General features: G+C 57.3%; 11 protein-coding genes and 2 pseudogenes. 2 read left to right on the forward strand and 11 right to left on the reverse strand.

Translation table 11 applies throughout. The features are described from left to right. Positions 1–13: 13 nt before the first annotated feature. Positions 14–535, forward strand: a pseudogene (locus tag PMI22_RS10870) (IS66 family transposase zinc-finger binding domain-containing protein); the annotation flags it as partial. Between the two features lie 544 nt (positions 536–1,079). On the opposite strand, the gene PMI22_RS10865 reads toward PMI22_RS10870, so the two are convergent. The 11 genes and pseudogenes from PMI22_RS10865 to PMI22_RS10820 all read right to left on the reverse strand — a co-directional run bounded on the left by PMI22_RS10865 (position 1,080) and on the right by PMI22_RS10820 (position 10,623). Then, the gene (locus PMI22_RS10865) at positions 1,080–3,284 is read right to left on the reverse strand and encodes an OsmC domain/YcaO domain-containing protein (protein ID WP_007946861.1); all 2,205 of its coding nucleotides are present in this window, start codon (positions 3,282–3,284) and stop codon (positions 1,080–1,082) included. Between the two features lie 108 nt (positions 3,285–3,392). Continuing rightward, positions 3,393–4,550: a glutathionylspermidine synthase family protein gene (locus PMI22_RS10860; RefSeq protein WP_007946862.1), complete on the reverse strand. Its 1,158-nt coding sequence runs from the start codon at positions 4,548–4,550 to the stop codon at positions 3,393–3,395. 12 nt (positions 4,551–4,562) lie between these two features. Further along, positions 4,563–5,273: a DUF1190 domain-containing protein gene (locus tag PMI22_RS10855; RefSeq protein WP_007946863.1), complete on the reverse strand. Its 711-nt coding sequence runs from the start codon at positions 5,271–5,273 to the stop codon at positions 4,563–4,565. Positions 5,274–5,292: 19 nt separating this feature from the next. After that, positions 5,293–5,721, reverse strand: a complete 429-nt coding sequence (locus PMI22_RS10850) for a DUF350 domain-containing protein (protein ID WP_007946864.1) — start codon at positions 5,719–5,721, stop codon at positions 5,293–5,295. 14 nt (positions 5,722–5,735) lie between these two features. After that, complete coding sequence (locus tag PMI22_RS10845; RefSeq protein ID WP_007946866.1) at positions 5,736–6,416, reverse strand: DUF2491 family protein; 681 nt, start codon at positions 6,414–6,416, stop codon at positions 5,736–5,738. Then, positions 6,403–7,437: an ion channel gene (locus tag PMI22_RS10840; RefSeq protein ID WP_007946867.1), complete on the reverse strand. Its 1,035-nt coding sequence runs from the start codon at positions 7,435–7,437 to the stop codon at positions 6,403–6,405. Before PMI22_RS10840 ends, PMI22_RS10845 begins: the two co-directional genes overlap by 14 nt. Positions 7,438–7,511: 74 nt before the next feature. Further along, complete coding sequence (locus tag PMI22_RS10835; protein ID WP_007946868.1) at positions 7,512–8,075, reverse strand: rhomboid family intramembrane serine protease; 564 nt, start codon at positions 8,073–8,075, stop codon at positions 7,512–7,514. Between the two features lie 279 nt (positions 8,076–8,354). Next, positions 8,355–9,053 (reverse strand): PspA/IM30 family protein, encoded by a 699-nt coding sequence (locus PMI22_RS10830; RefSeq protein ID WP_007946869.1) that lies wholly within the window; start codon positions 9,051–9,053, stop codon positions 8,355–8,357. 21 nt (positions 9,054–9,074) lie between these two features. Further along, positions 9,075–9,764, reverse strand: coding sequence for a YjfI family protein (locus tag PMI22_RS10825; protein WP_007946870.1), 690 nt, complete (start codon positions 9,762–9,764; stop codon positions 9,075–9,077). Between the two features lie 143 nt (positions 9,765–9,907). After that, positions 9,908–9,997 (reverse strand): annotated as a pseudogene (locus PMI22_RS32055) (alpha/beta fold hydrolase); the annotation flags it as partial. Between the two features lie 74 nt (positions 9,998–10,071). Then, the gene (locus PMI22_RS10820) at positions 10,072–10,623 is read right to left on the reverse strand and encodes a cysteine hydrolase family protein (protein WP_007946871.1); all 552 of its coding nucleotides are present in this window, start codon (positions 10,621–10,623) and stop codon (positions 10,072–10,074) included. A 102-nt stretch (positions 10,624–10,725) separates the two neighbouring features. Here PMI22_RS10820 and PMI22_RS10815 point away from each other — a divergent pair, with 102 nt between their 5' ends. Beyond that, positions 10,726–11,718: a GlxA family transcriptional regulator gene (locus tag PMI22_RS10815; RefSeq protein ID WP_007946873.1), complete on the forward strand. Its 993-nt coding sequence runs from the start codon at positions 10,726–10,728 to the stop codon at positions 11,716–11,718. Positions 11,719–11,753: the final 35 nt, after the last annotated feature.

Here is an 11,753-nt window from a genome sequence, read left to right on the forward strand (position 1 = left end):
GTGTGGTTCATGGATCGGATACCCTGATGACCCAGCCTTGCTCAAGCAAATGTTGCTTGAGGCATTCAGTCGTCAGCAGGTAACGGCGGAGGCTTATCAGACTCATATCGTCGACCTGAAAGAACAGATCAAGCTTTTGCGCGACCGTTTATTCGGTCGCAAGTGCGAACAAACCGTTGAACCCAATACGCCGCAACTGGCGCTGTTCAACGAACCTGAAAGCGAGCCGATGACTCTGGTCGGCGACGTCGACGAAGAGGTTGACGCTCCGACTCCACGTCGTGGTAAGCGTAAGCCTCTGTCGGCTAATCTGCCGCGTATCGAAGTCATCCACGAACTGCCTGAACACGAACTGACGTGTGCCTGCGGTTGCCGCAAGCATGTGGTGAGTGAAGAAACCAGCGAGCAGCTGGATGTCGTGCCGATGCAAATCCGGGTCATAAAACATATCCGCAAGGTCTACGGTTGCCGCGGCTGTGAAAGGGCTCCGGTCACCGCTGACAAACCTGCGCAGTTGATTGAAAAGAGCATGGCCCACCATCCCGCAGCTTCTGCGCATGTTCACTTGACCGGCCCCTCCCTCGATCAGGGTCAACAGCAGGCGTATTTCTATCGCTTGGGCAGGGTCAGCAGGCGTCATCTCAACAACGATCGCGCATAGCTCCCGAGGAAGTAGGCGTCCCATCCGATGATAGGTACTAAATAGTCTAAAGCCCGTATCCGTGAGCATGGCTGCCGACTCTATGCCGACCGGCAGTGCTGTAGGAAGAAAAGCACTTTACAAAAATCTTTACGCTGAGTTTTTATCCGTGCCGACTTTGCTCAAATAAAGGGTACGCCTTGCTTTACAGAGGGCATGCTTGCTGCTTTACACTCGCATGGGCCTGCTTGCTGCGCCCATGCAGGACTCATCTTGCTTTACAAAAACCTATTTAAAATTGGATTTTTCCACTAAAAACAAATATTTATCAGTAAGTTAGTTGGTTTTATCAGCACCCCCTTTCTAAAAAGCGGCTATCCAGTCAGTAACAAAAAAAGCGAAGCCAGTGATCTGGCTTCGCTTTTTTTGTGGGCGCCGTTTAACTCGATAACGCAGTCACGTTGGCCCGTGCCGAATGCAGTTTCTTGTAGCTCTCGATCAACCGCAGGTGCCGGTCGAGCCCCTCCAGTTTCGTGCTGGTTGGCGTCAAGCCATGGAAGCGCACGCTACCGTCTACCGATCCGATGGCGGCGTCCGTGCGCTCGCTGCCAAACATCCGGCGGAAATTGGCTTCGTAGTCTTCCAGTTCCAGGTCTTCGTCCAGCTTCATCTCCAGCACCACATTGACGGCCTGGTAGAACAAGCCACGGTCAACCGTGTTGTCGTTGTACTGCAGGAACATTTCTACGGCTTCTTTCGCCTCTTCATATTGCTGCAAGGCGAGATAAATCAGTAGCTTCAACTCCAGGATCGTCAGCTGACCCCAGGCCGTATTGTCGTCGAACTCGATGCCGATCAAGGAGGTGATATCGGTGTAGTCGTCCAGCTCACTTTCCACCAGACGCTCAACCAGCGCTTGCAGTTCGTCTTGGTCCAGGCGATGCAGGTTCAGGATATCGGCGCGGAAGAACAGCGCTTTGTTGGTGTTCTCCCAGATCAGATCGTCCGCCGGATAGATTTCCGAGTAGTCCGGCACCAGGATGCGGCATGCCGTTGCGCCGATATGCTCGTAGACCGCCATGTACACTTCCTTGCCCATGCCTTTGAGAATGCCGAACAAGGTCGCGGCTTCCTCGGCATTCGAGTTTTCACCCTGGCCGGAGAAGTCCCACCCCACGAATTCGTAATCCGATTTGGAACTGAAGAAGCGCCACGACACCACGCCGCTGGAGTCGATAAAGTGCTCGACGAAGTTGTTCGGCTCGGTCACCGCGTGCCCTTCAAACGTCGGCTGGGGCAGGTCGTTGAGGCCTTCGAAACTGCGTCCCTGCAACAATTCGGTCAGGCTGCGTTCCAGTGCCACTTCCAGGCTCGGATGCGCGCCGAAGGAGGCGAACACACCGCCGGTACGCGGGTTCATCAGAGTGACGCACATCACCGGGAATTCACCGCCCAAGGATGCATCCTTCACCAACACGGGGAACCCTTGCTCTTCCAGTGCCTGAATACCGGCCAATATCCCGGGGTACTTCGCCAGTACCTCGGCCGGCACATCCGGCAGGGCAAATTCACCTTCGATGATTTCGCGTTTTACGGCGCGCTCGAAGATCTCCGACAGGCACTGCACCTGGGCTTCGGCCAGCGTATTACCGGCACTCATGCCGTTACTGAGGAACAGGTTTTCAATCAGGTTGGAAGGGAAATACACCACTTCGCCGTCCGACTGGCGCACGTACGGCAGCGAGCAGATGCCGCGCTCTTCATTGCCCGAGTTGGTATCGATCAGATGAGAGCCACGCAGTTCACCGTCGCGGTTGTAAATCTTCAGGCAATACTCGTCGAGAATTTCGGTGGGCAGCGCATCTTTACGACCAGGCTTGAACCAGCGCTCATCCGGGTAATGCACGAACGGCGCGTTGGCGATGTCCTCGCCCCAGAACTGGTCGTTGTAGAAGAAGTTGCAGTTGAGTCGCTCGATAAACTCGCCCAATGCTGATGCCAACGCGCCTTCCTTGGTCGCACCTTTGCCATTGGTGAAACACATTGGCGAGTGCGCATCGCGGATGTGCAGCGACCACACATTGGGCACGACATTGCGCCACGAGGCGATTTCAATCTTCATCCCCAGGTCCGCCAGAATGGCCGACATGTTGGCGATGGTCTGCTCCAGCGGCAGGTCCTTGCCCGAGATATAGGTGTGCGCCTCTGAATGGGATGCAGGCATCAACAATGCCTGGGCATCGGCGTCGAGGTTTTCCACCTCTTCGATCACAAACTCAGGCCCGGCTTGCACCACTTTCTTCACGGTGCAACGGTCGATGGAGCGCAGGATGCCTTGGCGGTCCTTGTCGGAGATGTCCGCCGGCAACTCGACCTGAATCTTGAAAATCTGGTTGTAGCGGTTTTCCGGATCAACAATGTTGTTCTGCGACAGGCGGATGTTTTCCGTGGGAATACTGCGAGTGTCGCAGTACAGCTTCACGAAATAAGCCGCACACAAAGCCGATGACGCCAGAAAGTAATCGAACGGACCCGGTGCCGAGCCATCGCCCTTGTAGCGGATAGGTTGATCGGCCACCACCGTGAAGTCATCGAACTTTGCTTCAAGCCGAAGGTTGTCGAGAAAGTTGACCTTGATTTCCATGGGGGATTACCAGAATAACGGGCTAGACGAATTGGCAGCTATTATCCGGCTTTTCAGGCGTATGTCTTGCGGGCGTCTTACTATATGTGCACACCGGCGATGGATGGGTCAGTCAAGTATCAGGTGCGGCAAAAACCGACTCGAATCCTTGGTGATCAAACTGTTGTCTTCCCGCACGCCAATCCCGGCCGCCTGATCGCCAATCACCCAAGAGCCAATCAGCGTATAGCTGTCGCCAAACTTGGGCAGCGGCGCGAATTCCTGAAGGATAAACGGCGCATCGGTGTAGGGCCCGACCTCTTTCACGATCAGGCCATCGGCGGTTTGCAGCTCGATGTTGGCGCCTTCGCGGGAGAAGAACGGTTTGCGCACCCAACCCTTGGGCACTGCTTTGTCCGGATTGGTATCCAGGTGCGCCGCGAGCAGGTTGGGGTGGCCTTTGTTGAATTCCCACAGCAACGGCAGGATGCCTTTGTTGGAGATAATGGATTTCCAGGCCGGCTCGAAAAACTGCGTATCGCTCCGGGCAATCGCGGCGCCAAAGGGCTCGTGGAAGATGAATTCCCAAGCGTGCAGTTTGAACAGGTGCGGGATCCAGCGATCCTCCAGATCGACGAAACGTCCGTCATTGGTGAGGCCGATGTCTTCGATATCGATGTGGCGTGATTCGATGCCGACCTTCTCCGCGACCAGCCGCAGGTAATCAGTGGTGCCCTTGTCTTCGACCGAGTGTTTCATCGAGGCGAAATAGAACGGTTTCTTGAGTTGCAGTTGTGCGAAGGCTTGATGCAGCTTGGTGTCGATGCTGTTGAACTGGTCGGCGTTCCTGGGCAGCAAACCACGTTCGATGCATTGCTCCAGCCAGCCCCATTGAAACGCCGCCGCCTCATACAGGCTGGTCGGCGTGTCGTAGTTGAGTTCCAGCAACTTGGCCGGCCCGGTGCCGTTGTAGGAAAAGTCCATGCGCCCATACAGATGCGGGTGGCCTTCGAGCCATGAAGTGCGAATCATGTCGTAGAACGCCGGGGGAATACTCAGGCGCTCCAGCAACTCCTCGTTCTGCACCACCCGGGCCACCAGGTCCATGCACATCTCATGGATTTCGGTGGTCGGGTCTTCCAGGTCGCTTTCGATCTGTTTGAGCGTGAACTGGTAATACGCGCTCTCGTCCCAATAAGGTTCACCGTCGATGGTGTGGAACAGAAAGCCGAGACCTTCGGCGGTTTGTTTCCAGTCATGACGCTCTGCGCAATGAATCTTCTTCATGGCCTGGTTTCCTTAACTGCTCGACCCGCCGCCCCAGCCGCTGCGTGCGCTGGCTTTGCTGCCAAAGCCGCCACGCGACGTCGACGAGGAAACGGAAACCGGCTTGCTGGCCGATTTGCTGATGGAATTGGTGTAGCTGCCGCCGTACTTTGCCTGGTTGGACCGGTTGAACGTAGAACCGTTGGCAATGCGCTGGTTGAGCGTTGAAGTGCCGTAGTTGCCGCGATTATCGCGGTAGCGGTAGACCGGCTGGGAGTAATAGCTGTTGCGGTTGTTGCTCAGCATGTTGCCGATCAACAGTCCGGTCAGCAGGCTGCTGGTGGAGAATCCCGAACCGCCGGTGTTGGCTTGCGAAGCGGGAAGTTGCGCCTGGGCGGCGTCTACCTGGGATTGCGTCACCTGGCCATCGGCTGTGAGCTCGAAGCCGCCGAGCTTGGGGATGAACTTGCCGGCCGAGTCCTGTTGGCACCAGTCGGCGACGAAGTCGGCATCGCAATCAGCCTGGCTGTCATACACCGGCGCAATACGGCGATGCTCGGCCATGGCGCTCATGTAGGCGTCCGAGCAGACGTCCACCGGGAGTTTTTCATCGGCGCATTGCTGAACGGACTGAAAGTTGTACTTCTTCTGCAACGGGTAGGTTTTTTCCGTTGGCCCGCAACCGGATATCGCCATGGCGACCGATGCTGCCAGCGAGAGCTGAACGTACTTGCTTCGTTTCATCAGGGGCTCCGCTGCGCAATCAATTCTGGGAAGGGGTTATGCACGCGGCATTCAACATGCCGACGCTGATGGCCACTGCCGCGACATAGATACCCGCCGCGATTTCTCCTTTTTTGATGCGCTCCGAGGTGCCTTTCAGCACCAGGCTGGTCATCAGGAACGCCAGCAGTTGTACAAAAGCGGCGATCACCGCCCAGACGACGAAGTCCAGGAGGCTGATCGAATAGGCAATCACATTGCTGGCCGGAATGGCGAAGCCGATGATGGCGCCACCCAGCGCAATCGCAGCCGCCACGTTGCCCGAACGGATCAGTTCGAACTCCTTGTGCGGTGTGATGCGGGTGTAGATGAACTGGAACAGCGCGAAGAGCAGGGCGGCGCCGAGGATGTACGAAACAAACCCGAGCACGGCCGCCGGGTTCAGGGAGATGGAGAGTGCTTCTAGCATGGACGTCTTCCTTGTTAAAAAGTGTTCAGGTCGGTGGTGTACAGCGAGATACCCAGCGACGTGCTCAAACTGATGGTGCCTTCGGCGTCTTCCTCGACGGAAAACAGCAGGAATTCCCGGCGATCGGTCAGGCCGGTTTCGCGGGCGTACAGCATCGAACGGTGCTCGACCCTGTAGGACTCATCCGGGTTTTTCAGCTGTTCGCTCAGCGCCACCAGTTCTGTCTGGCCATTCTCGGTGCCCCATTCGCGGGTGTATTCGACACCGTTGTGGGTGTAGGTCGGCAGCCCGATCGGGCTTTGTGGGCCGGCCAGCCGACGCAGTTCCGCTTCGCTGCTGATGGTGATGTAACTGAGGTAATTGAACAGGATCACCGACTCGACCTGTCCGTCGATAGCGCCGGTGGTGTGCACTTGCAACCAGTAGTCTTCATCGTTCATGTAATAGCGGGACAGCCAGGTCGACTGCCCGAGATCGATAGTGCCGGCGCTCCAGATCTGCTGGGAACCCGGGATCGTTACCGTGGTGTTGCCGTCGAGCAACAACCTCAGGCTGGTGTCGAACATCACGCCCTTGCCCAATGCCAGACCCAGCGGGCCGGTGACCGGCGAGGTGTCGTTGGCGGTCCATTTCGACGGGGTGTTTGTGTCCATGTTCGGAGCCTCAAGCCCCATCAACTGTTTAAACCATCCCATTGGAAATTTCCTTGAGGCGAGTGGACGCGATGTAAAAGAGTTCGCCGCCTTCTATGCGTGTGGCGATGGGCGGGTTGATCCATGGTTGTTGCATACCTTTGGCGCGATAGCCGATGAGGGTGGCGTTGTGGCGTTCTTTCAATTGCGTGTACAGATCGCCAAAAGTGGCCTGATACGTCTCGGGCAGTTTCATCAAGTATTGGGTGGCGCCTTCGCCCACGCACAACAACTCATTGATGACCATTGAGGAGCCAGGGTCCTGAGAGGCACGCACCAACATTTCGATGGCCATGCTTGAGGTGCATTCCAGACTGGGGGCGTAGGCGCTGGCGAGCGCGGCGATTTCACTTTCATTGAAATGCGCGACCACGTGCCCGATGGGGTTCAGTTGATTGACCGCCAACACGGTGGCCAGGGTCAAGTCGTCTGACGGGGTGCGCACCAGCACACGTTCGGCACCCGGAACACCGGCGCGCTGCAACACGGCTGCTGAGGAGAGGCTTTCACCCTTGATGAATTCTGCCTTGCCCGGCATCGGGTTTTCTTCAAGGGTGCAATCGCAAATCACGATCAGGTTGTCGTTGGAGGTTTCGTCCTGCAACAACAACTGAATGACCCGCTCACTGGTCGCACCTTCCCAGCCGATGAGAACCGTATGGCCGACTTTGCCAGTGAAATCGCCTTTGCCCTTCATGCCTTTTCTCCATGCATCGATAACGCTGCTGGTGGTTTTGCCAATGGCCGCTGTCAGTAGCGCAATGCCGCCGAGCATGATCCAGGTCGCCACGAAAATTCGCCCGGCGGATGTCTGTGGTGTGAGATCGCCATAGCCGACGGTCAACGTGGTGGTGAGATAGAAGTAAGTAAACGTGGCGGGGGCAGTCAGGTGTTGTTCGCCCAGATACACCAGGCCCAGCCAGGCCGTGGTCAGGTGTACGCCTAACGCAATCACCAGGCCCGCCCAGCCGAACCGGTGAAAGAGAGACGAGGCGTACATACGCAATAAAAGAAAAATCGACATGGGGGCCCTGACTTCCGTAGGGGTACTCATTCCTGGCGAAGTAATCGCGTTGGCGTCTGAGTGCACAAGTGCGTTTACCCGGCGGCATTAAACCTGCTGCGAGGCGCGGATAACAGTACTTTGGCGGCTATGAAACCGGCAAATGCCCCGAATAGATGGCCTTCAAATGAAATACCCCGCCGAGGTAAAAAGCCAAAGATCAGGCCGCCATAAAACACGGCTACGACAACCGCCGTGATCACGTTGCCCCAGCTCTTGTGGAACCAGGCGCGCGACAGAATGTACGCCCACAGCCCGAAAACCCAGGCGCTGGCGCCGATGTGTACGCCTGCAAAACCGAACAGCCAGACCAGCGAGCCGCCCAGCAAAATAATGATGGCACTCACAGCCATGAACCGATTGAGCCCGTCGATCATCACCAGCGTACCCAGTACCGAAAAGGCCACCAGGTTGGCGCTCAGGTGCGAGAAGGACGCGTGCAAAAAAGGTGACGTGACGATGCCTAGCAGTCCATGCACGTTTCTCGGGATCAGGCCGAATGCCATAAGGCTGTAGCCGGTCGCTGCATTGATCACTTGCAGCGCGATCATGAAGATGGCCAGACCGGCGATTATCTTGAAACCCTTCAGGGCATCCATCCTTGACCTCAACTCGAAAAAAAAAGGGCAATCAATGCTAGTGCCCGATCAGTTAAGTAATTTCTGCAGTAACGCCATTTTTTGTAGCAGCTGGCGAAGCCTGCGTTCGGCTGCGCAGCAGTCGTAAAGTCAGACGAGGCGGTGTTTCAGGAAGACCGCAAACTCAGATTTTACGACTGCTTCGCAGCCGAACGCAGGCTTCGCCAGCTGCTACAGATTGCGTTATGGCTTAGCCGATCGGCATTGGGTAACCTTCTTTTTGGAGTGTTACGGGGTCGATTACTCGCCCGATTTTTGCTTCAGGCGTTCCAGGATCGCGTTGGCACTGCCTTCGTTCGGCGTGATGCCGGCTTCGCGCAGTTTGCGCTCCAGGTCGTTGCCGGTCGATGCGTCGGCCAGTTCGTCCTGCGCTTGCAGTTCTGCGGCGCGTTGCTGCTGCTTGGCCTGCAAACGGTTCAGTGTACCGACGGCGGTTTCCAGCTTGCCGTTGGCACCGCCGCTGGCGATGGATGCGCTGACCTGGGCTTTCTGTACGCTATCGCGCGCCTTGGCCATGTCTACTTGCTGGCGCAGGCTTTTGATACGGGCTTCGGCCTTGGTGATGTCTTTGCGCATGCTGTCCGCGTAACCACCGAATTCGCTGGCCTGCTTTTGTTCGACATCGAGTTCGTTGGTCAGGGTCGAAATCGCTTCGGCTACTTCCAGTGCCAGGTCTTCGCGTTTGGCCTGGATCGCGGCCATGGCCTTGGATTCCAGGTCCTTGATTTTGGCATTGTGCTCGCTGACGCGGTCGGCCGACAGTTTGTGCTTGGCCATGATGGTGACGAGTTCACGCTTGGCGTTGGCCAGCGCGCTGTCAGCATCGCGAATTTCCTGGTCGAGGATGCGCAAGGCCTGTTGGTCGACGATTGATTCGCCCACTTCGGTGGCGCCGCCGCGCAACGCGGTGAACAACTTGCTCCAGATGGACTGAGTCATTGAATCTTCCTTTCCTGATAATTACTTGAAGAAGCGTTCGAAGGCTTCGATGGCACGCTGGACGTTGTCGACCAGGGTTTTCGCCTCGGTCACCACGTTGGTCAGGCTGGAGTCGGAACTCAGCGCGCCGAACATGTTGTAAACGACTTGGCCGTTGGGCATGGACTCGATACCGATCGAGGACAGCGGGAACATTTCCCGGCTGCGCAGCACGGCATCGTTGAACGCCGGCACGTCGTTGATCGACTCGACGTCGACCAGAACAGTGTCGACGATGATCTGCTCACCGGCGATGGCGATGTGGATTGGCAGTCCGCCAAACTCGTTCATCTCCAGCCTGAGGGTGGGTTCGGCACTCTGGATCAGGGAAAGCGTAATCTCTTGCGAAGCCACCTCATCAAGGGCCTTGAGGGCATTGAAGAGGCTATCGATATTCCAGTTGTTGCTTGCGCTCATGTCATTCTCCGACAGGAATGAGCCAGCCAGAATCGGTTGGCGTAGCTGTTGCTCCATTTGCTTGAGCAAGCTTCGGTTTTCCGGAAGCACCCAAGTTTCGTGTTTCACATAGCCGGCGGCTGCCAGGCCTGCACGCATCTGCTTCATGTAGAAGCTTGATGGTTTTTTCACGGACGGTTTCGAGCGCTCTCCCTTGGGGCTTTTTGCTGTAACAGCAGGCTCGTGAGGCGGGTCTGACGGGGAGCGGTTTTTCATGGGGTGGCTCCGTTGTGAACATCTCACGCGTGAGCAACCCTACAACCAATGAAGTACACCATCAACGGCTCACGCGTGAGATTTTGTTTCCGCAAGCGAAAAGGCCCGCAGCAAGGCGGGCCTGTAATATTTCAGGGTGTTTCTCAGCCTTTGGCGAATGCCAGCATGTCCGCATTCACCTGTTCTTTATGGGTATCCGTCAGCCCATGCGGCGCCCCTGGGTACACAATCAGTTGAGCATGTTCAATTCGCGTTTAGTCAGAGTAGCCATGTCGATGATCTCCAGTGAGTTACGTTGGGCGTGCGTTCAATTGCGGTTCAGGAACTCGTCGGTGGACACCACGCTGGCGTAGGCAAAACCCAGGGCCGACATGAACGCGGCGTGGACGTGAGCCGCCGGCACCGTCAGGCCGTTAAACTCCAGGTCACGTGAGGCACAGGCATCATGGATGACCGTGACGGTGTAACCGAGGTCGTTGGCGGCCCGGGTGATGCCGTCGACGCACATGTGGCTCATGCTGCCGACCACCACCAGTTCCTTGATTTCTTGCTCATCGAGGATCGACTTTAGTTCGGTTTCGCGGAACGAGTTGACGAAATGTTTGAGGACGACCGGCTCATCCGCATGGTTGAGCACTTTGGGGTGCAACTTCGCGCCTTCGGAACCGGGGGTAAAGAACGGCGCTTCTTCAGAGGTGAATTCGTGGCGGATGTGCACCACCGAATCACCCGCCTCACGAAAGGCCTTGAGCAGACGAACGGCGTTATCTGCTGCGGCGTCGGCGCCGGCCAACGGCCACTTGCCTTGTGGGAAGTAGTCGTTTTGGATATCAACTACGATAAGTGCTTGCTTGGCCATGACTGATTCCTCGAAGTGCGGGTTGGGTGTGGAATGAAGTATTGGGTTTAGCAGGCCGTCCGAGGATTGGCCGCACCGACAATAGAAGGGGGAAAACTGACAATGGACGCACAAAGGCCAATCGCCGAACTGGGTGTGCTGATTTACCCCGGTGCGCAGATGGCGGCGGTGCATGGACTGACGGACCTGTTCGGGGTGGCCAACCGGATCGCCGCCGAGCATCAGGCCGCGCGGTTGCCGCTTTTGCGGGTCAGCCATTGGCAGGTGGAGGGCAATCAGGCTCCCGTTCGGGTCTACGACAGTCATCCCGCGCCGGACTCAGCCTTGGTGGCCGTGTTGATCCCGCCGTCGATTTCCAGTTTTTACGCCGGTCAGGTGCCGCAGGCGTTGCTTCAATGGGTTCGTCAGCAACACGCTCGCGGTGCGACCCTGGGAGGTGTCTGCGTGGGCTCGATTCTCTTGGCCGAAAGTGGTCTGCTCGACGGCCGCAGCGCCACCACTCACTGGACCTCGGCCAAAGCCTTCGCCGAGCGTTATCCGGCGATCAAGCTCAAGGCCGATACGCCGATTGTCGACGACGGCGACCTGATCACCACGGCCGGGCTGATGGCCTGGTCCGAGTTGGGGTTGCGCCTAGTCGACCGCTTGCTGGGGCCGAGCATTGCGACCGGCACGGCGCGGTTTCTGGTGGTGGAGCACAGCGACAGTGCGAGCGAGTGCGGCAGCAACTTTTCACCCATTCTCAGTCATGGCGATGCGTCTATTCTCAAGGTCCAGCATTGGTTGCAAAGTACCGGGGCGACCGATGTGTCGCTGACGGCCATGGCCGAACGGGCGGGGCTGGAAGAGCGCACGTTCCTGCGTCGCTTCCGCGCGGCGACCGGACTCAAGCCAACCGAATACTGCCAGCACCTGCGGGTTGGCAAGGCCAGGGAAATGCTCGAATTCACCAACGGCACCATCGATCACATTGCCTGGACCGTGGGGTATCAGGACCCGAGTGCGTTTCGGACGACGTTCAAGAAAATTACCGGGCTGGCGCCGAGTGATTACCGGACTCGATTTGGCGTGTCGCCGGTGGCTGCAACCCGCTAGCCGCACCACCGAAAATCCCTGTGGGAGCCAGCCTG

It is taken from the genome of Pseudomonas sp. GM21, assembly GCF_000282215.1.
Taxonomy (GTDB): Bacteria; Pseudomonadota; Gammaproteobacteria; order Pseudomonadales; family Pseudomonadaceae; genus Aquipseudomonas.